Source organism: Streptomyces spiroverticillatus, from assembly GCA_014650415.1.
In the GTDB taxonomy this organism is placed as follows: Bacteria; Actinomycetota; Actinomycetes; order Streptomycetales; family Streptomycetaceae; genus Streptomyces; species Streptomyces spiroverticillatus.
The window spans coordinates 842,663-864,102 of the sequence record BMUX01000001.1 but is presented as its reverse complement, the minus strand read 5'-3'; the positions used below and the strand labels follow the sequence as shown (position 1 = coordinate 864,102).

Annotated in this window: 21 protein-coding genes; 12 read left to right on the top strand and 9 right to left on the bottom strand. The window is 71.7% G+C overall.

The genetic code is table 11. The features are described from left to right. The first annotated feature begins 42 nt into the window (after positions 1 to 42). From IE269_RS04020 to IE269_RS04005, 4 genes are all read left to right on the top strand, one after another. A complete protein-coding gene (locus tag IE269_RS04020; RefSeq protein WP_229897435.1) occupies positions 43 to 612 on the top strand; it encodes a hypothetical protein in 570 nt (189 codons plus the stop codon). 149 nt (positions 613 to 761) lie between these two features. Further along, entirely contained in the window at positions 762 to 1,049 is a 288-nt protein-coding gene (locus IE269_RS04015) for a DUF4229 domain-containing protein (protein ID WP_268253588.1), read from the top strand. A 388-nt stretch (positions 1,050 to 1,437) separates the two neighbouring features. Then, positions 1,438 to 2,826 carry a dicarboxylate/amino acid:cation symporter gene (locus tag IE269_RS04010; protein WP_189821242.1) on the top strand — a complete coding sequence of 463 codons (1,389 nt, stop codon included), beginning with the start codon at positions 1,438 to 1,440 and terminating at the stop codon, positions 2,824 to 2,826. A gap of 927 nt (positions 2,827 to 3,753) precedes the next feature. Further along, positions 3,754 to 4,119 (top strand): magnesium transporter CorA family protein, encoded by a 366-nt coding sequence (locus tag IE269_RS04005; RefSeq protein WP_189821241.1) that lies wholly within the window; start codon positions 3,754 to 3,756, stop codon positions 4,117 to 4,119. 18 nt (positions 4,120 to 4,137) lie between these two features. Here IE269_RS04005 and IE269_RS04000 read toward each other — a convergent pair whose 3' ends face one another. From IE269_RS04000 to IE269_RS03960, 9 genes are all read right to left on the bottom strand, one after another. Continuing rightward, positions 4,138 to 5,019 carry a DUF6282 family protein gene (locus tag IE269_RS04000; protein WP_189821240.1) on the bottom strand — a complete coding sequence of 294 codons (882 nt, stop codon included), beginning with the start codon at positions 5,017 to 5,019 and terminating at the stop codon, positions 4,138 to 4,140. Continuing rightward, positions 5,003 to 5,746 carry an RraA family protein gene (locus tag IE269_RS03995; RefSeq protein ID WP_189821239.1) on the bottom strand — a complete coding sequence of 248 codons (744 nt, stop codon included), beginning with the start codon at positions 5,744 to 5,746 and terminating at the stop codon, positions 5,003 to 5,005. Before IE269_RS03995 ends, IE269_RS04000 begins: the two co-directional genes overlap by 17 nt. Further along, on the bottom strand, positions 5,743 to 7,974 hold the full coding sequence (locus IE269_RS03990) for an isocitrate/isopropylmalate family dehydrogenase (RefSeq protein ID WP_189821238.1): 2,232 nt from the start codon (positions 7,972 to 7,974) through the stop codon (positions 5,743 to 5,745). Before IE269_RS03990 ends, IE269_RS03995 begins: the two co-directional genes overlap by 4 nt. After that, positions 7,971 to 8,747: an alpha/beta fold hydrolase gene (locus tag IE269_RS03985; protein WP_189821237.1), complete on the bottom strand. Its 777-nt coding sequence runs from the start codon at positions 8,745 to 8,747 to the stop codon at positions 7,971 to 7,973. The genes IE269_RS03990 and IE269_RS03985 overlap by 4 nt, the downstream gene beginning before the upstream one ends. After that, the gene (locus tag IE269_RS03980; protein ID WP_189821236.1) at positions 8,744 to 9,676 is read right to left on the bottom strand and encodes a beta/alpha barrel domain-containing protein; all 933 of its coding nucleotides are present in this window, start codon (positions 9,674 to 9,676) and stop codon (positions 8,744 to 8,746) included. The genes IE269_RS03985 and IE269_RS03980 overlap by 4 nt, the downstream gene beginning before the upstream one ends. 270 nt (positions 9,677 to 9,946) lie before the next feature. Then, on the bottom strand, positions 9,947 to 10,867 hold the full coding sequence (locus tag IE269_RS03975; RefSeq protein ID WP_189821235.1) for a LysR family transcriptional regulator: 921 nt from the start codon (positions 10,865 to 10,867) through the stop codon (positions 9,947 to 9,949). 139 nt (positions 10,868 to 11,006) lie between these two features. Further along, entirely contained in the window at positions 11,007 to 12,290 is a 1,284-nt protein-coding gene (locus tag IE269_RS03970; RefSeq protein WP_189821234.1) for a multidrug effflux MFS transporter, read from the bottom strand. 98 nt (positions 12,291 to 12,388) lie between these two features. After that, positions 12,389 to 13,771 carry an FAD-binding protein gene (locus IE269_RS03965; protein WP_189821233.1) on the bottom strand — a complete coding sequence of 461 codons (1,383 nt, stop codon included), beginning with the start codon at positions 13,769 to 13,771 and terminating at the stop codon, positions 12,389 to 12,391. A gap of 40 nt (positions 13,772 to 13,811) precedes the next feature. Beyond that, on the bottom strand, positions 13,812 to 14,009 hold the full coding sequence (locus tag IE269_RS03960; RefSeq protein WP_189821232.1) for a tautomerase family protein: 198 nt from the start codon (positions 14,007 to 14,009) through the stop codon (positions 13,812 to 13,814). A 438-nt stretch (positions 14,010 to 14,447) separates the two neighbouring features. On the opposite strand from IE269_RS03960, the gene IE269_RS03955 reads away from it, so the two are divergent. The 8 genes from IE269_RS03955 to IE269_RS03920 all read left to right on the top strand — a co-directional run bounded on the left by IE269_RS03955 (position 14,448) and on the right by IE269_RS03920 (position 21,400). Continuing rightward, positions 14,448 to 15,221, top strand: coding sequence for an alpha/beta fold hydrolase (locus IE269_RS03955; protein ID WP_189821231.1), 774 nt, complete (start codon positions 14,448 to 14,450; stop codon positions 15,219 to 15,221). Next, the gene (locus IE269_RS03950) at positions 15,218 to 16,780 is read left to right on the top strand and encodes an amino acid adenylation domain-containing protein (protein WP_189821230.1); all 1,563 of its coding nucleotides are present in this window, start codon (positions 15,218 to 15,220) and stop codon (positions 16,778 to 16,780) included. The genes IE269_RS03955 and IE269_RS03950 overlap by 4 nt, the downstream gene beginning before the upstream one ends. Then, the gene (locus IE269_RS03945; RefSeq protein ID WP_189821229.1) at positions 16,777 to 17,055 is read left to right on the top strand and encodes an acyl carrier protein; all 279 of its coding nucleotides are present in this window, start codon (positions 16,777 to 16,779) and stop codon (positions 17,053 to 17,055) included. Before IE269_RS03950 ends, IE269_RS03945 begins: the two co-directional genes overlap by 4 nt. Beyond that, on the top strand, positions 17,052 to 18,212 hold the full coding sequence (locus tag IE269_RS03940) for an acyl-CoA dehydrogenase family protein (RefSeq protein WP_189821228.1): 1,161 nt from the start codon (positions 17,052 to 17,054) through the stop codon (positions 18,210 to 18,212). The genes IE269_RS03945 and IE269_RS03940 overlap by 4 nt, the downstream gene beginning before the upstream one ends. Positions 18,213 to 18,434: 222 nt before the next feature. Further along, complete coding sequence (locus tag IE269_RS03935; RefSeq protein ID WP_189821227.1) at positions 18,435 to 19,637, top strand: acyl-CoA dehydrogenase family protein; 1,203 nt, start codon at positions 18,435 to 18,437, stop codon at positions 19,635 to 19,637. Next, positions 19,631 to 20,167, top strand: coding sequence for a flavin reductase family protein (locus tag IE269_RS03930; RefSeq protein WP_229897433.1), 537 nt, complete (start codon positions 19,631 to 19,633; stop codon positions 20,165 to 20,167). Before IE269_RS03935 ends, IE269_RS03930 begins: the two co-directional genes overlap by 7 nt. Before the next feature lie 37 nt (positions 20,168 to 20,204). Further along, complete coding sequence (panD, locus tag IE269_RS03925) at positions 20,205 to 20,621, top strand: aspartate 1-decarboxylase (RefSeq protein ID WP_189821226.1); 417 nt, start codon at positions 20,205 to 20,207, stop codon at positions 20,619 to 20,621. Between the two features lie 41 nt (positions 20,622 to 20,662). Beyond that, positions 20,663 to 21,400 carry an SDR family NAD(P)-dependent oxidoreductase gene (locus tag IE269_RS03920; RefSeq protein ID WP_189821225.1) on the top strand — a complete coding sequence of 246 codons (738 nt, stop codon included), beginning with the start codon at positions 20,663 to 20,665 and terminating at the stop codon, positions 21,398 to 21,400. Positions 21,401 to 21,440: the final 40 nt, after the last annotated feature.

Below are 21,440 nucleotides of genomic sequence, written 5' to 3'. Positions count from 1 at the left end.
GCTCGACCAGAGCAGGCTCGAAGCAGAGACCAGGTGAGCGCAGTGGCCACGATCCACATGCCCCGCAGCAGCAACACCCGTACCGCCCCCGCCACCGCCGGCAGCCAGGACGGGGTGATCGTCCGCGGTCGTGCCGCGCGCGGCGTCCTCGCCGGTCTCCGCATCCTGGTGGGCTGGACCTTCCTGTGGCCCTTCCTGGACAAGATGTTCGGGCTCGGCTTCGCCACCAAGACGGAGGCCGCGGTGATCCACGGCGGCTCGCCGACCGCCGGGTTCCTGCTGCACGGCACGAAGGGTCCCTTCGCCCACGCCTTCGACGGTGTGGCCGGTGCGCCCTGGCTCGACGCGCTCTTCATGCTCGGCCTGCTCGGCATCGGCCTGGCGTTCCTGCTGGGCATCGGCACCCGGATCGCCGCCGTGTCGTGCACCGCGATGATGGCCTTCATGTACCTGGTCACGCTCCAGCCCGCGAGCAACCCGATCACCGACGACCACTGGATGATCGCGCTGGCCGCCGTCGCGGTCGCCGTCACCGGGGCGGGCAGCTACTTCGGCCTCGGCCGCCGCTGGCAGGAGCTGGCGCTGGTGCGCCGCTTCCGCTGGCTGGTCTGAGCAGAGGCACTGACCAGGGGATTTGCGACTCGTACGTACGGAGTGCGGTCCGTGCGTACCACGAAGCACGGGGGCCCGGCTTCCTCGCCGGGCCCCTGTGCTGTACTGGTAGCGCCCTATTTTTCCGTCGCCACGAAGAAGGTCACGCCGTGAGCACCAAGCACGCCACGCTCCGCTACACCGCCATGCGACTCGGTGTCTTCGCCGCCTGCTTCGCGGTGGTCTGGGTGCTGGTGAGCCTGCGTGTCCTGCCGTCCAGCCTCGGCGGCATGTCGAACGTGCTGTGGGTGCTGCTGCTCGCGATCGTCGTCTCCGCGCCGCTGAGCTTCGTACTTCTGCGCAAGCAGCGGGACGCCATGTCGCAGGACATCGTGGCGAAGGTCGACAAGACCAAGGCGCGCCTGGAGTCCAACCGCAACCAGGAGGACCTGGCCTGACGCGCACCGTGTCCCACGTGCTGGGACGCGAGGTAAGCGCGACGTAAGCTGCGTCACACCCGGCAATGCCCCGGGAGTCGAGCCACCGGCTCAACTCCCGGGGCATTGTTCGTCTTTCACTCATTCCGAGCTGCCAGGGACCCCGCGGACCCCACCCTTCCCCCAAAGAAGACCTTTGATGTTCTCAAAGTGCTGGTGTTAACGTGTTCGACATGACGACATCCGCCGCGCCCCAGAACCCCATGAGCGTTCCGCTCGTGGCGCGCCTGCATGTCGATCTCTGCCGCCGCGTCTCGGCCGCTTGTCGCCGCTCCGTCTGAAGTTCTCAGCGCGACCCTTTTCTCCACCCCCTCCTGCCTTCCGCAGCTTCCTTCACCGGAGTGTGTCCGTGTCCGCGTCCCCCGCGCAGAAGGCCGAGCAGGCCGAGCAGCCTGCGAAGCCCAAGAAGAAGAACCCCATATCCAGGATTCCGTTCTGGGCGCAGATCGTTGCCGGTCTCGTGCTCGGCGGCTTCCTCGGCTGGCTGGCCAAGAGCCAGGACCTGACCGGTCTCGGCACCACCCTCGACACCATCGGCGGCCTCTTCGTCCAGCTGCTGAAGCTGGCCGTGGCCCCGCTGGTCTTCTTCGCCATCCTCGTCTCGATCACCAACCTCCGGCAGGTCAACAACGCGGCCCGGCTGGCGTCGCGGACCCTGCTCTGGTTCATGATCACCTCGCTGATCGCGGTCGCCATCGGCATCGTGATCGGCCTGCTCACCAACCCGGGCGCCGGCACCGGCCTGACCCCGGCCGACGGCAAGAAGCCCAAGCACGCCGGTTCCTGGATCGACTTCCTCACCGGCATCATCCCGACGGACATCATCACGCCGTTCAAGGATCTGGAAGTCCTCCAGATCGTCTTCCTGGCGGTCGTCGCGGGCATCGCGGCCCTCGCCCTCGGCGAGAAGGCCAAGCCGATCCTGACCCTCTCCTCCTCGGTCCTGGAGCTGCTCCAGAAGGCCCTGTGGTGGGTCATCCGCCTCGCCCCGATCGGCACCGTCGGCCTCATCGGCAACGCGATCTACGAGTACGGCTGGAACTTGCTCAGCAAGTACGCGACCTTCACGATCGACATCTACGTCGGTTGCGCCCTGGTCCTCTTCGGCGTCTACCCGCTGCTGCTGGCGACGGTCGCCAAGGTCAGCCCGGTCCAGTTCTTCAAGGGCGCCTGGCCCGCCATCCAGCTGGCCTTCGTCTCGCGCTCCTCGGTCGGCACCATGCCGGTCACCCAGCGGGTCACCGAGCGCCTGGGCGTTCCGAAGGAGTACGCGTCCTTCGCGGTGCCCTTCGGTGCGACGACCAAGATGGACGGCTGCGCCGCGATCTACCCGGCGCTCGCCGCGATCTTCATCGCGCAGATCTTCGAGGTGCAGCTGGGGATCAAGGAGTACATCCTGATCGTCTTCGTCTCGGTCATCGGCTCCGCGGCCACCGCGGGTCTGACCGGTGCGACGGTCATGCTGACCCTGACCCTCTCCACCCTGGGTCTGCCCCTGGAGGGCGTCGGTCTGCTGATGGCGATCGACCCGATCCTGGACATGATGCGTACGGCGACGAACGTGGCCGGGCAGGCGCTGGTTCCGGTGATCGTGTCGGCACGCGAGAAGATCCTCGACCACGATGCGTACAACTCGGCGTCGGCTTCTCCGATCGATGAGTACGAGTCCGAGTCTGCGGCGGCCGAGTCCGAGTCGGCGACGTCCGAGTCGAAGGAGCGGGTGCCGGTTCCTGCGTGACCGTGCCCTCCCTGTACGTACGGAGCCTCCCTGCCCGATTCGGGTCGGGGGGCTTCCGTGCGTGGGGCGCTTGGGCGGTGCCGGGGGGTGCGGGTCCGCCTGCCGGGCCGAGGGGTCCCCAGCCCCGCCCCTTCGCCTAAAGCGCTCGGCCGCGCGGCTGGGTGGGTGGTTGCTCGCGCAGTTCCCCGCGCCCCTTTCAGGGGCGCGGGGAACTGCGCAAAACGCCAGCCACGATGCCCCGCGGGTTTAGGTGAAGGGGCGGGGCTGGGGCGAAACCCGCCCCAGTACCGGGCGACCACCAAGCACCCCCCGTAAGGGACCTTCGACCCGGCCAGGCAGGACTTCTGGCCCCACGGGACCGAAGAGCACGCTGCTAGCGTGGAGGAGCCGCGCGGACTGGCTCAGCCCCCCCCCGGCGCACCGCACCCACGTGCACGCCTGACGACCCGGCAGCACGACATCACGGCCGAGAGGAGGCGACAGTCCCCATGGATCACAGTCCGAGTTGCGCTTACCGCACCGCACTTCGCGTCGCCTCCGTCGCTTTCGCGCGCTGATCCCCAGCCGCTTCAGCCCCCGGTAGCGGGCCTGCCCGCCCTGGCGAGTCGAGTGCGCTCAACTCCTCGCTGACATCACCGCATTACCTCCTCACCGCACCCGCGCCCCCGCGCGGCCCCGTCGCGGCGTGCTTCCGCATGCCCCGGTGGCGTCGCCGCACCCCGTGCTCTCCGGGTGCCCGCACAGAGGGAGCTCTGTCATGCTCACGATCTTCCGCCTGACCGCACTGCGCCGCCGCCTGGCCAGGGCACCGCTCGACAACGCGGTCTGCCTGGCGCTCTCGCGGCGTACGGGACGGCGTTAGCCCCCCTCCGACCCTCCAGACCCAAATCAACCCCCCTTCACCCTCCAACCCTTCAGGAGAAGCTCATGAACACGAACACCAACCACGCCATCCACACCCACGCCACCCTCGCCGGCTGCGAGAACCACCCCGACACCGTCGAGCTCCTGCGCGAAATCCGTGACGAGCTGCGGGACTTCAACAAGGACATGGACCGGCTGAACCAGCTGACGGAGGAGCAGGTCGTGTCCACGGTGCAGAACCGCAAGGTCGCGGCGATCACGCTGATGTTCGTGATCCCGTCCACGTTCGCGGCGATCCCCGGCGCGAACTTCGTGCACCTCGACGAGTACGGCTTCGACAACTTCTACGCACTGCCGGTGCTGGTGGGGTCGGTGGTGGTGGCGGCCCTGGCCACCTTCGGCTTCGTGAAGAAGAAGGGGTGGCTCTGAGCCCCGTGGGTCATACGGTCACACGGTCAGCATCGTCAGGGGGGCACCGTGGGTGACCTCCCTGACCCGCTCGCGGGTCAGGCCGGCCTCCCGGAAGGCCGTCCGGCTCCAGTCGAGCCAGGGGGCGATGTCCATCTGGGAGGGCTGGCCGAGGTCGGAGCTGTAGACGGTCCTCGGGAGGAGGGACAGGACGTCGTCGAAGTCGCTCCGGTCCTGGTAGCCGAGGAGGAGGGTGAGGGCGGTCTGTTCGGTCCACACCTGCTCGGCTGCGGCCACCTCCACCAGGTCCTTGCAGGTCAGCCCGGTCATGGGATTGGCGGGCTGGTTGAGCATGAGGCGCGGCAGGTCGAGGCGTACGGCCTCGTCGACCAGCAGCCGCACCTCGTGGCCGTCGGCGTGGCCGGTGGAGACCACGACCGGCAAGTCCCTTGCCGCACGCAGGAGTTCGCGCACCTCGGGGCGGAGCGTGCCGCTGTCGTCGGTGACGGTGAGCGGGCGCTGCCCGTCGGCGAGGAGCGGATGGGAGGGGGTGCGGGCCAGACGGCTGCGGTGGCCGCGGCCGGTGACGGTGGGGAGGTGGACGATCAGCCGCAGACCGCTGTCGTCGCCGTGCTGGACGACGGCCTGCTCGACGGCGCGCGGGTCGAAGCCGCCCGCCAGGTCGTTGAGGACAATCGACCCGGAGACGGGCAGTCCCTGCTGCCGGGCCTCCCAGGCCTGGGCCGCGGTGGAGCCGAGGTGGTTCTTCAGGACCACCCAGCCGGAGTGCGCGGCGTAGACCGCCCCGGCGCTGGTCGCGGTGTGGCGGCGGACGTACGCGTCCGGGCCGACATGGTGATGTACGTCGATGAAGCGTGCGTCCCCGGGGGACTGCGGGGCGGGTTCAGCGGCGGTCGTCATCGACGTCCCCGTTCTCCCCGTTCTCCCGGTCCTCCCCGTTCTCCCCGTCCTCCCACGGGCGGGCGTAGCCGAAGCGGGCCCGCGCCTCGTCGAGGCGGCTGCCGCCGAGCGCGGCCTCCCGGATGCGGGACTCGGTGCGCTCCACCGCTTCGGCGCGGCGCACGACCCCCTCGACCAGGGCGGCCGGGATGCGCAGCGCGCCGTTGTCGTCGGCCATGATCCAGTCGCCCGGGGCGACGGACGTACCGGCGATGTCGACCTCGACCCCGGTGCGGTCGAGCATCACCCGGTTCTTGCCGCTGACCATCGTCACGCCGGTGCTGAACAGGGGGTATCCGGCGCCGCGGCTCTCCCGTACGTCGCGTGCCGAGCCGTGCACGACCGTGCCGCAGACGCCCCGGGCCAGGGCGACGGAGCTCAGCAGGGAGCCCCAAGTGGTGCAGGTGCGGCTGCCCTTGTTGTCCACGACGACCACCGATCCGGCCGGTACGTCGTCGAGGTAGTCGGCGGCGCTGCGGAACGCGGTGTCGTCGTCGACGGCCCGGTAGCGGACGGTGAAGGCGGGTCCGCAGGCGACGGCGTCCGGGGTGCGGGCCGCGATGCCCGGCAGCACCCCGGGCGGGAGGCGCAGACCGTCCATCGCGTCGGCCACGGCGGCGGTGTCCAGGCGGAGCAGGCGCTCGCGCAGTTCCGTGACCCCGGCAGGGGCGGCTTGGGCGGTGGTCATGCGGATTCCTCCGTACGAAGAGTGAGGTGCCGGGCGACGGACCAGGCCGCGAACTCGGCGAAGTACGTGGTGACTTCGGCGCCCCGGTTGGGGACGGTCAGCTCGTCGGTGCGCCGGCCGGTCCCGTCGGCGACGGTGCAGGTGAGAGTGACCGTTCCGGTGTACGTCGTCCGGTTGCCGCCCTCCCAGACGCCCGACAGGGAGACCCGGAGCGGGCCCGTTCCGCCGCTGGGTGCGCCGCTGGTCGCGCGGTCGCGGTCGCGTTCGCGTGCCAGTTCGGTCGCGAAGGTGCCCTCGGTGAGCCGGTCGTCGAGGTCCAGGGCGAGGCCGTACCGGTCGAGCAGCAGCGCGAGCTCCTGGACCGCGGTGCGGTCCCGGTCGGTGACGACGTACCGCGCGAGCACCGCGTCCAGGCGTCCGGCCAGGTCGTCGGCGGCGTCGGGCGGGCAGTCGAGCCGGACGTCGACGTACGGGTAGTGCCAGCGGTACGCGGGCTTGACCGGTACGCCGCTGTCCTTGACGAGGACGTCGACCAGGGCCGCCGCGTCCGCCTCGACGAGGCCGAGCGTGCGGCGGAAGACGGTGGTCGTCGCGGCCGGTACGGGCAGGTCGGGCAGGCCGTCGCGGAGGACCGCCGCCAGCATCGGCAGGCACTCCTTCGGCGGGCCGGGCAGCATGATCACCGTGCTGCCCCGGGACGCGGCGGAACAGCCCCAGGCGGTGCCGCCCGGGTTCGGCAGCAGCTCGGCGCCCTCGGCGAACAGCGCCTGGCGGCGGTTGTCGTCGTGGACGGTCACCCCGAACCGGGTGAGCCGCTCCACCACGCCCTGCCAGGCCTCCTCGCGGTGCTCCAGCGGGCGGTCGAGCGCGCGGGCCACGGCGCTGCGGGTGACGTCGTCGGAGGTGGGGCCGAGCCCGCCCATGACCACGATCACGTCGTCGCGGCCGAGGGAGGGCCGGACGGCGTCGGCGATGTCGGCCTCGTCGTCGCCGACGGTGTGGCGCACGCGCACCGCGATGCCGCGCTCGGCGAGCATCCGGGCGGCGTCGGCGGCGTTGGTGTCCGCCAGGTCGCCGCGCAGGAGTTCGTCGCCGATCGTGACGACGGCGGCGGTGGGGGCGGAGGTGGTGCGCTGCCCGGCCTCGATGACGGCCCGGGCCATGTCGGTGGTGGTGGCGGTGCCGCCGAGGTCGTAGGTGACCCGGTCGCGGCGGCGGACCACCTGACGGACGGCGTCGTGGACGCTGCCCGCCGCCTCCGGGAAGCCGAGGTGCTCCAGCATCATGCCGATGGTGAGGAACGCCGCGGCGGGGTTGGCGCGTCCGCGTCCGGCCATCGCCGGTGCGCTGCCGTGCACCGGCTCGAAGTAGTTCCCCCGCTCGCCGATGTTGGCGCTGGGCGCGAGGCCCAGGCCGCCCATCACGCCGCCGCCGAGGTCGGAGAGGATGTCGCCGAACATGTTCTCGGCGACGATCACGCCGAAGCGCTCCGGGCGGCGGGCCATCCACAGGGCGACGGCGTCCACGTTCAGGACCTCGAAGGGGAGCTCCGGGTAGTCGGCGGCGACGGCCTCCAACCGTTCCCGTACGTACGCGCTGCTCCGGCGCAGGACGTTGGGCTTGTCGGCGAGGGTGACCCGCCCGTAGCCGTGCCGGCGGGCGGTCTCGAAGGCGAACCGCAGGATGCGGTCCAGTCCGTACGAGGTCTGGAGCCGGATGCTGGCGGTGGCGTCGTCCGGCCCGCCGCGGCGTGCGTTGGGGTGCTCGGCGACGAGCGGCCACAGGGCGTTGGGCACGGGGTGGAAGTCCAGGCCCGCGTACAGGCCCTCGGTGTTCTCCCGCACGACGCAGAAGCGGTACGGGGTGCCGCCGCCGAGGTGGTTCTCCACCGGGCGCAGATTGGCGAACAGGTCGAGCCGCTGGCGGAGTTGGATGATGGGCGAGAGGTACTGCGGTGCGTGCTCGCGCAGTTCGGGGGCGAGTTCGGCCAGTGCCTCGCGGCGCGGTTTGCTGGTGGTGGCGCCGAGCAGGACGGCGTCGCTGCGGCCGATCAGGTCCCAGGTCCGGTCCGGCACGGGGTTGCCCCCGGTGCGCCAGCAGTCCCAGCCGATCTCGCCGAATTCCAGGTCGAGGGGGAGGTCGAGGTCCGCGAGCACCGGCAGTGCGGCGTCCAGGACCTCCGGTCCGATTCCGTCGCCGGGCAGTACCGCGACGGTCTTGCGGGTCATGAGTCTTCAGCTCCCAGGAATCGGGTGACGGCCTCGTCGGTGAGGTCCGGCCGGTCGGCGTGCGGGCGCATGCCGGCCTGCGGGATGCCCACGAGCCGGTGCTGCGGGCCGGGGCCGGTGGCCAGGTGCTGTCGCCGTACGAGCAGCGACTTCTCGCCGTAGAGGTGCAGCAGCGGGCCGGGGAAGTCCCGTACGGGGGTCTGGGCGTCGGCGTCGTGCAGCAGCCGCAGCCCGGCGGCGAGCCGTCGTCCGGCCGACTCCGCGTCGGGGAGAGGGGGTTCGGTGGGTGCGGGGCGGGTGGTGGTCGGTCGGCCCGGACCGCGGACGGCCTCTTCGAGGAGGCGCAGGGCGGCGGGCAGCCCCCGGTCCGTGACGGCGGCCGCGATCCGCTCCAGCGTGGTGTTCAGTACGTCGTCGGCGACGGTGGGGGCGGAGAGCAGCAGCACCCTGGCCCGGTGGGTCCACTCCTGGGCGAGCAGGGCCTGGACGACGGCGCCGCCGAGGGCGTTGCCCGCCAGCAGGTCGGGGGGTGCCGCCGCGAGGTGCGGCGCCCAGCGGTTCACCAGGGCCTTGAGGTCGTCGCCTTCGTGCAGCAGCGACAGGGTGTCGTACACGGTGACCCGGTGCCCCGAGGCGAGCAGCGGCCCGGCCGCCCCCCGTAAGAAGGAACCGTGGTCCCAGCGGGGCAGTACGGGGGCGAGGACGACCGCGTGGCGCGGTGCGTCCGGATCGCCCAGGACGGTGCGGACCGGTTGCCGGTGGGGGGACGTCATCGGGCGCCCGCCGCCGTCAGTTCGCGGGCCGCCGAGAAGACGTCGCCGATCCGGTCGACGGGGAGCTTGGCGCGCTCCTCGACGGACAGGTCGAAGTGTCCGAGGACCAGGTCGGGCAGCGGCAGGGACGGCGTGGCCTGTTCGATCTCGGACTCCATGCGGTGGGCGAGGCCGAGGATCCGGCCGAGGTCGTACGTGTCGCCGCCGGTGCCCCGGCCGAGGTAGGCCAGCCACTGCTCGGTGACCAGGTTGCCCGGGCCCTTGCCCATGCCGAGGATGGAGGAGTCGATCCAGGTGGCGCCCGCGTCGACGGCCGCGATGGCGTTGGCCAGCGCCAGGCCGAGGTTGTTGTGGGCGTGCAGGCCGACGGCGGTGTCGGTCACCGACCGGACCAGGGTGACCAGTTGGGACACCTCATCGGGCAGCATGCTGCCGTTGGAGTCGGCGAGGTAGACCACGTCCGCACCGGCGTCGGCGGACATCCCGGCGAGTTCGACCAGTCTGCGGCGGTCCAGTTGGCTGACCCGGGTGATGTTGACGGTGGTGGTGAACCCCAGCTCGGCGGCGCGGGAGAGCAGGGCGAGCCCCGTCTCGGGCGCACCGGAGGGGAGGCAGAACCGTACGAGCCGGACCCCCGCCCCGTACATCGCCGGGAGGTCGTCCTCGGTGATGTTCTTCGGGTGCAGGATCATGCAGAGGCGGTCGGGGGAGACGACTTCGGCGACCGCGCGTATGTAGTCGTCGGCGCCGACGCCGGTGCGGCCGAGGCCGGGTTTGGTCGTGAACGAGCCGTTGCGGTAGCCGATCTCGACCCACTCCAGGCCGGCCGCGACGCTCTCCCGGGCGTGGTGCAGTGCGTAGTCGAGCGGGAAGTCGAAGTTGTTGCGGTAGCCGCCGTCACGCAGCGTCACATCAAGGTTGACGATCATTACCCCTCCATAGCCGTAGCAGGCGCACTCAGTGGGCGGGGTGGCTCTCGGCGCATGGAATCCGTCAAGGAATGACGTACCGGCCGGAAAATGATCACTAATAATGGCGGGATTTCTCCAGATGAATCCCGCGCCACCCCGTTGACGCGCCTCCGGTTCACTTCGGGACTCCTCGGCCGAGAGAAAATATCGGCGAGTGGAACGCCGGAAGCGCGCTGTTCCAGAACTTATCGCATGCAATCCAAAGAATCGTAAGTCCGAGGCAAAGAGTCAGTCATGCGAGGACTTGCGTTTCTCCTCCGCCACCTTTCGTCGGACTTCTGCGCCGGTGGCCTCGAGCAACTCCAGGCGCTTGGGAGCGGCGTTTTCCGGGATTGCGAGAAACATACGTACGGCGATGGGCTCCCCCAGGAGCGGAAGCAGGGCAATCCGCCGGGAGGAGACCGTCTCGGCGGCCGCCGGGTACACCAGCGTCCAGCCGGCGCCGCCCGCGCCGATCTCGGCGAGGGTGTTCTGCAGCCCGGCGAAGGGCGGGCCCAGGGTCGGCTCGAAACCGGCCTTGCGGCAGGCGGCGGTGACGGTGTCGAAGAGGACCGGGTTCGCCTCGCGGGAGGCGAGGCGCAACGGCAGCCCGGCCAGCTCCGCCAGGTCCAGGCGGCCGCGTGCGGCCAGCGGGTGCGCGGCCGGCAGCGCGACCACGAGCGGGTCGTGCCAGAGCGTAAGAAGATGCAGGCCAGGGGCGCTTTCGACGCCTCTGACGAAGGCCGCGTCCAGCCGCCCGGAACGTACCTGCGCCAGGCGTGTGGGGGCGTCCAGGGTCTGGAACTCGAAGCGGGTGCCCGCGCCGGAAGCGGGCAGCGCGTCCAGGAAGTCGTCGAGGCGTCTCCCCAGGGCGGAGCTGATGCCGACCCGGAAGGTGGACTCGTCCTGCGCGGCCAGCCGCTCGGCCTTGACCGTCAGCGCGTCCAGTGCCTTCAGCAGTGCACGCCCCTCCGGAAGCAGGGCCTTGCCGGACGGGGTGAGCGTCACGGCGCGACCGGAACGGTCGAACAGCTCGACGCCCAGCTCCCGCTCCAGCCGTCGCACCTGCTGGCTGACCGCGGGCTGGCCGATGTGCAGCCGCTCCGCCGCCCGGCCGAAATGCAGCTCTTCCGAGACAGCGATGAAGTACTGGACCTGGCGCAGTTCCACGGGATCCCCCAACCCCTCCGGGCGACCCCGTCGTTGAATGGCGAATCATTTCACCTCGCAGGGTCGCTGCGGCGGGAATCATCGCACACCGCGGAGCGGCACCCAACGGGTGGGTGCCACCTACAAGTAGTTTGTTCCGCTAATTAACAGGGGTCCCTTGCAAGTCCTTTACCCGGGTGTCGTTTCCTTGAATTTTTTCGGTCCGCTCTTTTGCGGGCCGCTCTTTTCGGTCGGCCATGGAAAGGAACAGAGCAAAGGCGGCGGCGCCTATTGTCGCGGCCGCCGCGACGAACCAGCCGAGGGCGAAAAGATCACCCGACGGCAACCGGCTGGAAAGGAAAATGCCCAGCGAGGCACCCAGCAGTTGGAGCGCTCCCATCAGCCCGGAGGCGGACCCCGCCGTCGACCGGAAGGTCGTCACTCCCGCGCTCATGGACAGCGGCAGCAGAAATCCGTTGCCGAAGGTCATCACCGGCATGAAGACCAGCACCAGCAGCCCCCAGTCCGCCTCGGCGCCGCTCAGCCCCAGGCCCAGCATCATCAGCGCCCCCAGCAGGAAGAACCCGTGGCCCGCCCAGAGGAGTTGGTGGATGGGCCGCTTGCGGATCAGCGTCCGTGAGGTGAGATTGCCCGCGACGTACGCGATGGAGACCGTGATGTAGCAGTAGCTGGTGGTCTCGGTGGCCAGGCCCATCTTCTCGAAGATCAGCGGGGAGGCCGCCAGATAGCCGAAGTAACCCCCGTACGCCACCGCCAGGTTGACGCTGTAGGCCCAGAACAGCGGCCGGGTCAGAAGACGGGGGTAGTTCTTGAGGGTCGCCCTCAGGTGCTTGCTGCGGCGCTCCGGCGGCAGGCTCTCGGGGATGGCGACGACCATCACGCACAGCGTCGCCAGACCGATCAGGGCGGTGACGGCGAACGGCGCCCGCCAGGAGACGTACGTGGTCAGGTAGCCGCCGACCAGCGGGGCCACGGACGGGGAGACGCCGACGATCGGCATGACCGTGGCGAACATCCGGGCCGCGTCCTTCTCCTCGTACAGATCGCTGATCACGGCCCGTCCGAGCACCATGCCCGAGCCCGCGCCCAGCGCCTGGAGCAGCCGTCCCGCGCCGAACACCTCGACGGTGGGCGCCACCGCGCAGACCAGGGAGGCGAGGACGAACAGGCCGAGCCCGGAGACGATGACGCGCTTGCGGCCGTACGCGTCCGAGATCGGCCCGTAGACCGCCTGCGAGAAAGCGATGCCGATCATGAACGCGCTGAACGTCCACTGCACGGACGCCACCGGGGTGTCCAGCGCGTGCGCGGCGGCCGGCACGCCCGGCAGATTGATGTCGGAGGCGAACAGGCCCCCGGCGTTCAGCGAGCACAGGACGGCGAGCAGCAGCCCGTGGGACGTGCGTGGTGACGCTGTCTTCATGGCACGTGGCAACTTTCTGGGTCGGAGGCGGGGCCAAGTCGGGGGCGGGCCAAGTCGGGGGCGGGCCAAGTCGGAGGCGGGCCAAGTCGGAGGCGGGGTCAAGGAGACGGGGGTGCGGGCGGGACCGGGTCGGCGGCGTTCCGCGTCCGGGCGATCTCCGCCCCGGCCAGCCGGCCGAACGTCAGCGCCCGCAGCGCCGACGTGGCCCCCGCGCAGCGGCCGCAGTGCAGCCCGGCGGTCTCGCCGACGGCGTACAGGCCCGCGATGGGCTCGTTCTGTTCGGTCAGCACCCGGGAGCGGGCGTCGGTGCGCAGTCCGCCGAAGGTGAAGGCGATGGCGCAGTGCACCGGCCAGGCCAGGAAGGGGCCGGTGTCCAGTGCCAGCGCCCAGTTGGACTTCGGCGGGACCAGATCCACGGTGTGCCTGCCGTCCGGCCGGGTCGCGTCGTAGGGACCGGTCGGCCGGCAGGCGGCGTTGAACCGGTCCACGGTGCGGGTCAGTTCGTCGGGTACGAGGTCCAGCCTGCGGGCCAGCTCGGCGACCGTGGGCGCGGTGACCGGATCCTGGTCCCGCGCCAGCAGCCGCTCGTGCCCGTCGATCCGCAGGATCTTGGCGTCGCAGATCAGATACGCGGACTGCCGGGCGTCCCGCCAGATCCGGAAGGCGACGTCGCCGGAGGTCCGGTCGGGGGTGTCCGCCCCTTCGTCCAGGAAGCGCCGGCCGTCGGCGTCGACGAGGATTCCGTACGGATAGGCCAGGACCAGTGCTTCGGCCGGGTGGCTGCGCGGGTCCACGGGTTCGCCGTGGAAATGGTCGTAGCGGCCGCCGCGGGCGGCTCCCACCGCCACCGCCATCTCGATGCCGTCACCCCGGTTGTTCCTGCCGCCGGGGGTCGAGGGACGCAACTCCCCACCGGTGGGGCCGAAATGACGCTCCAGCAGGTGCGGGCTGCCCTGGAAGCCGCCGGAGGCGAGCACGGTGTGCCGTGCGGCGATGTGCCGGGTCCTGCCGTCCTGCTGCACGTAGACGCCGGTGACGGAGCCGAGGCCGTCCGTGCTCAGCCCGGTGGCCCGCACCCCGTGGGCGATCGAACCGCCCAGCAGATCAAGCGACGTGGCGAGACCGTCCACCAGGTTCGCGCCGCAGGTCTCGAACGCCACGCCGTGCCGGTCCGCGAGCCAGCGCACGGTCGGCTCCGCGTGCGCACGCAGCACCGCGAGGTGCGCGGCGTCCGAAGAGCCCTCGCCCGGCTCGTGCGGGCGGCACCCGAAGCCTTCGGCGGGCCGGAACGGCGAGCGGGTGCGGGCGGTGCTCCAGCCGCGCAGGTAGCGGCTGGAGCGTTCCAGGACCAGGACCCGGCCGCCCGGGGCGTTCTCGGCGAAGCCGACCGCCGCGGCGAGTCCGCCCGCACCGCACCCCACGACCAGCAGGTCCCAGGGGGCGGCGGAAGACGGCCGGGCGGTGCCGGGCAGGTCGCTCACGGCGGCTCATCCACTCCTGTTCCGGCGGGCCGGACGCGGATCAGCGCTTGGCCGCGCGGGCGGCCAGCGTCTCGCCCGCGACGGACCAGCTGTCGGTGCCGATCTCCTGCACGGTCACCCACACGCTCTCAGGCTTGCTGCCGGTGGCCCTGACGTACGCGTCGGTCAGCTCGCGGACCAACTCGGCCTTCTGCTCGGCGGTCTTGCCGGGGGTCTGCTGCACGTTGATGAGAGGCATGGCGTTCTCCGGGGTTGAAGCGGGGATGGTGGAGTGCGGCTCCCCGGCAGTGCGCGGGGCCGTCGCGGGTTCCAGTCCAACACCGGCCCCGGGGACGGCCAAGACGCAATTCGCTCTGCCTCGATCACGAATCGTGATACCTCAGGGCTCCTTGGGATCCGTGGCCCAGTCGCCCAACTCCCGTGGAAACCATCAGGAAACGTGATCGCCTCATTGTGAATCGGGTGTGGTTCGCCCCCTTGCCTCTGTGGTCGACTGGCCCGGTCCGAACGGCTCGGCCGTCCGCGAGGGACACCGCCCACGCGGCGGAGCGCACCCTTTTGCGCACCTCGCCGCGCACCTCGTCGGGCACCTTCAGCCGGCTCGCGGAACTCATCGCCGAGCCCGCAGAACTGATCGCCGAACCACCGGAATTGATCGCTGAGAAGGATTCCTCCTGTGCCTGTCATCGATACGAGCAACGGCCCGCTCGAACACGTCCTCCTGGACGGCGACCCGGACCTGGCGCCCCTGGTCTTCCTGCACGGCGGACTCGGCTGCCTCGCGGCCTGGGGGAGCTTCCCCGCCCGCCTCGCCGCCGCCACCGGCCGCCGCGCGCTCGTCTACTCCCGCCACGGCCACGGCGGCAGCGGCCCCGACCCGCTGCCCCGCACCCCCCGCTACATGCACGAGCACGCCCAGGACGTGCTGCCCGAACTGCTGGCCGCGCTCGGCCTGCACCGACCCGTCCTGGTCGGCCACAGCGACGGCGCCTCCACCGCCCTGCTGCACGCCTCGGCCCACCCCGTGGAAGCGGTGGTCGGGATGGGGCCGCACCTGTTCTTCGAGGAGGCGAACCGCACCGGCATCGAGAACGCCCGTGCCGCGTACGAGGCGGGCCCGCTCTCCCGGAAGCTGGCCATGGTGCACGACGACCCCCACGGGGTCTTCGACCGCTGGAGCGGGGTGTGGCTCTCGCCCGCCTTCCGCACCTGGAACATCGAGGACGAACTCGACGTCACCGCACCGGTGTTGATGATCCAGGGCGACGCGGACGAGTACGGCTCCCTGGCCCAGGTCGACGCCGTCGAGCGGGCGGTCGCGGGCCCCTTCCGGCGCCTGGTCCCCGAGGGCTGCGACCACTACCCCCACCTGGTCGCCCCGGAGCTGGTCGCCGACACCGTCCGCGACTTCCTCGCCGAGCACACCCGGTCCGTGGAGGCCGCCCGATGACCGCGCAGGCCCCGGTGCGCCTCGACGCCCTGCTGGCCCGCTCCGTCGCCCGTCACCCCGACCGCACCGCCCTGGAGGGTGCGGGGGAGAGCTGGACGTACGCCCAACTCGATCTGGCGGTCCAGGCGTTGGCGAACCAACTGATCGCCGGCGGTGTCGCCCCGGGCGACCGCGTCGGTGTCTACGCGCCCAAGGCCCCGGCCACCGTCATCGCCCTGTACGCGGTGCTGCGGGCCGGCGGTGTGGCCGCGCCCCTCGACGTGGCCGACCCGCCGGAACGCACCGCCCGCATGATCCACAACGCGGGCCTGTCCCTGCTGCTGACCGACGGCCGCGCGCTGTCCGGCGCCCACCGCGCCGCCGCCCGCGCCCGCGACGGGGCACCCGCCCCCGAGGTCCCCTTCGCGCACGGTCTGCACGGGCTGCGGATCCTCGCCCCCGAGGAGCGGCCCGCACCCCTGCCCGGACCCACCGCCCAGGGCGGCTACCTCCTCTTCACCTCCGGCTCCACCGGCTGGCCCAAGGGCGTTCTCCTCTCGCACGAGAACGTCGCGCACTACGCGCTCTGGGCCGCCGACGAGTTCGGCCTCACCCCGGACGACCGGATCGGCTCGCAGGCCGCCCTCACCTTCGACCTGACCACCTTCGACCTGTTCAGCGCCGCCGCCGCAGGGGCCTGCACCGTACTGATGCCGGACCTGCTGCGGTCCTTCCCGCGCGACGTCGTCGGCTGGCTGACCGAGCAGCGCATCACCGCCTTCATGGCGGTGCCGTCGCTGTACCAGAACATGCTCCGGCAGGGCGGCATCGCCGACGCCCCGCCGCCCGCCCTGCGCCTGGTGGCCTTCGGCGGCGAGGCGTTCGTACCCGAACTCCTGGAGCAGTACCTGCGCATCCTGGACGGGGTGCCCTTCTACAACCTGTACGGGCCCACCGAGACGAACGCCTGCACCTACTACCGGGTGCCGGCCGACTGGACCGCCGACCAGGAACTGCCCATCGGCCGCGGCATCGGCGGCGTACACATCGACGTACTCGACGAGGACGGCAGGCCCACCGACGGCGAGGGCGAGATCCACATCGCCGGACCCGTCGTCTTCCAGGGCTATCTGCGCGGCGGCGCACCCGTCGACCCCACCGTCACCGTCACCTTCCGGGACGGCGTGACCCGCCGCGCCCACCCGAGCGGCGACCTCGGCCGGTTCAGGCCCGACGGCGAGGTCCTGCTGCGCGGCCGACGCGACAACCAGGTCAAACGGCGCGGCCACCGCATCGACCTGATGGACGTGGAGAACGCCCTGCTGGAGCTGCCGCAGATCACCGCGGCCGCCGTCGTCGCCAAGGGCGGCCCGTACGCGGGTGAAGTCTGGGCGTACGCACAGACCGACGCCGACGAACGCGAGGTCCTGGCCGCGCTGCGCGACGTGCTGCCCCGGCGGATGCTGCCCGACCGGGTCGTACCGCTCACCACCCTGCCCACGACCACCAGCGGGAAGGTCGACCGTCGCGCCCTGAGCGAGACGGCCGCCCCCGCACTCCTGGAGGAGATCACCGCATGAACAGCGTCGAAGAACTCTGCACCCTCATCGGCAGCCGAATCACCTGGGGGCGCGGCGAGGACGCGAGCTCCCTCGACGCCGACACCCCGCTGCTGGAAAGGGGGCTCCTCGACTCGCTGGCGATCATGGAGATCGTCACGGCGCTCGACAAGGAGGCGGGGATCGCCCTGCCCGACACCGAGATCGTCGCCGCCAACTTCCGTACGCCCAGGGCGCTTTGGAGTGCCATCGGGAAGCTTTCCGGCGAGACCCTTCCGGACGGGATGCGGATATGAGCGCGGCGCTCGCCTCGGTGCTGCGCTCCGGGGCCCCCGAGACGGAGCAGCTCGTCGACGACTTCCGGGACCTGGCCGAACCGGTGGTGCGGCAGGCCGAGGGCAAGGACTTCCTCGCCCAGTGGCAGGCCATGGCCGACCTCGGTGTGCTCCGGCTCGCCCCGCCAGGGGCCACTGCGCCGGGACCGGTCACCCGCTCGCTCGCCATGATCGAGGGCCTCGGTCTCGCGGGTGCGGACCCGGGGCTGTGCTACGCGCTGACCTCGCAGATCTTCGGGATGCAGTTCCCGCTGCGGGACGCCGTCGGCGCGGACGCCTGGCAGCGGGTGGCCGACGTCCAGGAAGGCGGTGCGCTGCTGTGCCACGCGCTGACCGAACGGGGCGGCGGCAGCGACCCGTTCTCCATGCGCACCCGGGCCCGGCGCGAGGGCGAGGGCTTCGTGCTCGACGGGGCCAAGACGTTCATCACCGCCGCCCCCGTGGCCGACCGGGCGATCGTGTTCGCCCGTACCGCCGAGGAACGTTCGCCGTTCGCGCTCTCCGCCTTCCTCGTCCCGCTCGACCTGCCGGGGGTCCGCCGCGGCGAGACCTTCACCAAGACCGCCCTGCCCACCGTGCCGATGGGCGAGCTCCTCTTCGACGAGGTCCGGTTGCCCGGGAGCGCGCTGCTCGGCCGGCAGGGATCGGGACTCGCGGTGATGGCCTCCACCACCGCCTGGGAGCGGGCCGTCATCCTCGGCTACGCGCTCGGCCCGATGCGGCGCCTGCTGGCCCGTACCGTCGAATGGGCGGCGGAGCGTAACCACTTCGGCCGCCGGATGGGGGCCAGTCACCAGGTCGCGGCCCGGGTCAGCGACATGGCCCTGGCGCTGCACCGCTCCCGCGTCCAGCTGTACGCGATGGCCGCCCGGCTCGACGCGGGCACGCCCACCCGGCTGCTGGCCGCCGAGGCCGCCCTTACCAAGATCTCCGTGTCCGAGGACTACGTACGGCTGACCGGACACGCCACCGCGCTGGCCGGCGTCCGTGCCTTCCTCCCCGGCTTCGACCTCGCCGCCGACCTGGCCTCCCCGGCGGCCGCCCTCACCTACGCCGGTCCGAACGACCTGCTGCGCGTGAACGTCGCGCGCCAACTCGGCCTGCCCGTCGAGAACTGACCGGGCGACCCCCGAGCCGTGAACCGGCCGACCACCGAGCCGAGCACCGAGTCGTGAACCGACCGCCCGGGCGACCCCCGAGCCGTGAACCGGCCGACCACCGAGCCGAGCACCGAGTCGTGAACCGACGCCCGGCCGACCCCCGAGTCGCGGACCGACCGCCCGGCCGACCCCCGAGTCGCGAACCGACCGCCCGGCCGACCACCCACCCGAAGGACTTCGATGACGCTGCCGACCTCCCTGGACGACCTCCTCAAACTCGCCGCGCAGACCGGCGAGCGGATCGCCCCGCTCGCCGCCGGCACCGACGCCGGACGTGACGACGGCCACGAGAGCTACCGCATCCTGCGCGAGTCGGGGCTGCTCGCCCTGCTCGTTCCCCGGCACGTCGGCGGTGCCGGGCTGGGCTTCGGCGACTACTGGCGGGTCCTGGCCGAACTCGGCGCGCACCACGGCGCCGCCGCCCTCGGCCTCAACATGCACCACGTCGTCATCGGCGCGCTCGCCGACGCCGACGGCACCCGGCTGCCCCCGGCCGCCGAGGCGTTCCGCACCTGGATGCTGGGCGAGGTGGTGAACGGGCGCAAGCTGTTCGCCTCCGCCACCTCCGAGGCGGGCCGCGGCGCCAAACTCCGTGGCATGCGGACCCGTTACCGGCTCTCCGAGGACGGTGCGCACTACATCCTCAGCGGCAGGAAGTCCTTCGTGTCGCTGGCCGGTGTCGCCGACTACTACGTCGTCGCGGCGGCCGCCGACAACGGCACCGAGGAGTCGGGCGAGGACACCGGCGAGGTCTCGCACTTCGTCGTCGCCGCCGACGACCCCGGCGTGACCTTCGGCGCGGTGCAGCACATGGCGGCGATGCACGGCACGAGCACCGCCCCGATGACCCTGGACGAGGTCCGGGTGCCCCGCTCCCGGCTCTACCTCGGCGTCGAGGGCATGTCCCTGTTCAAGGTCGTACGCGAACCGCACTGGATGGTCGCCGGGTACACCGGCGCCTACCTCGGTATCGCGGAGGCGATCTTCCGGCACACCGTCGACCACGTCACCGCCTCGCCCGCACGCGCCGAATCACCCGTCGTGCAGCAGGAGTTGGGGCGGATGTCCGCCCGGCTGCGGTCCGCCCGCGCCCTGGTGCACGAGGCCGGTGACCTCGTCACGGCGGAGCGCGGCAGCCTGGAGGCCAACGCCATGGTGCACGCCGCCAAGTACGCCGTCGGCGAGGTCGGCCCGCAGCTCGCGCAGGACGCGCTGCGGCTGTGCGGCTCGGCGGCGGTCAGCCGCAGCCACCCCCTGGAGCGGCTGATCCGCGAGGCGCAGTTCGCCCATGTGATGCCCGCCAAGCCGCAGGAGTGCCTGGAGTACCTGGGCAAGGCGGCGGTCGGCGTCAACCTCTACGACGCCCGGGCGTTCGCATGGTGACGCCGGTACGGGACACGTGCGACACGCAGGACGACCGGGCGGTGACCCGCGAGGACTTCCGGGCCCTGATGGGCTCCCACCCCGGCGGCGTCGCCGTCATCACCACCGCCGACCCGCAGGGCACCCCGTTCGGCTTCACCTGCACCGCGCTGTGCTCGCTCTCCCTGGACCCGCCGCAACTGCTGGTGTGCGCGGGCAACAACGGGAGCACCCTCCCGGTCCTGGCCGCCCGAGGGGCCTTCACCGTCAACTTCCTGCACGGCACCGGGCGGCGCGCCGCCGAGGCGTTCGCCGGTCCGGCCGCCGAGCGGTTCCGGCGCGTCCCGTGGCGGGCCGCGCCCGCCACGGGCCTGCCGATGCTGCCCGAGGACGCGCACGCCACCGCCGAGTGCCGGGTCGACCGGCTCGTACCGGCCGGTGATCACACCATCGTCATCGGCGAGGTCCTGCACACCGTGACCCACGCCCCGGCCGCCGGGCGGGCACCGCTGCTGTACGGCAGACGCCGCTACGCCACCTGGCCCGAGTGACCTTGCCCCCCACCCCTCGACACCTTATGGAGCTCCCATGTACCGCACCCTGATGAAGTCGAAGATCCACCGCGCCACCGTCACCCAGGCCGACCTGCACTACGTCGGCTCGGTGACCGTCGACTCCGACCTCATGAAGGCCGCCGACCTGCTCCCCGGCGAGAAGGTCGACATCGTCGACATCGACAACGGCGCCCGCCTGTCCACGTACGTCATCGAGGGCCCGGCGGGCTCCGGCGTCATCGGCATCAACGGCGCCGCGGCCCGTCTCATCAGCCCCGGCGACCTCGTCATCCTCATCGCCTACGCCTCCGTGACGGACGCCGAGGCCGCCTCCCTCGTGCCCCACGTCGTCTTCGTGGACGAGCACAACGGCATCGCGGCCCTGGGCGGCGACCCCGCCGACGTGCCCGAGGGCTCGGGCCTCAAGCGCGGCGACCTCGTCGCCGACTGACCGTACGTGTACGGCACTTCGGACTGTTTACGGGAGGAACCATGACGCCGCTCTCCGTGATCAGCGGCGGCACCCGCGGCATCGGAAGGGCGCTGAGCCTGCGGCTCGCCGCCCTCGGCCACCGGGTGATCGCCCTCTACCGGGGCGACGAAGCCGCCGCCCGGGAGACCGCGACGGCCGGCGAAGGCCGGATCGCGACGCTGCGCTGCGACCTCGCACGGCCCGAGGAGATCCGGGCCGTCTGCCGGGGGATCACCGACACGTACGGCGCACCGTCCGTGCTGGTCAACAACGCCGGGGTGAACCGCGACCGGCCCTTCCTGGAGATGACCGCCGAGGACTGGGACGCCGTACTGGCCACCAACCTCTCCGGCCCCTTCCACCTCACCCGGGCCCTGGCCCCCGCGATGGCGCGGGCGGGCGGTGGCAGCATCGTCAACGTCGCCTCCACCACCGCGATCCGGCCCCGCGTGAACGGCGCCAACTACTGCGCGAGCAAGGCGGGCCTGCTCCAGCTCACCAAGTGCCTGGCCCTCGAACTCGCCCCGCACATCCGGGTGAACGCGCTGCTGCCCGGATTCACCGACACCGAAGAGGTCACCGAGCGCTACCGCCTCGACGACCCCGAACGGCTCGCCGCCGTCCTGGACACCGTCCCGGGACGCCGGCTCGGCACGGCCGACGACCTCGCCGACGCCCTCGAATTCCTGGTGACCGCGCGCAGCGGTTACGTCACCGGGCAACAACTCGTCGTCGACGGCGGCCACTTCATGGGGTGACTCCCCGCCGGGCACCGGCCGACGATCCCCCCCTCGTACG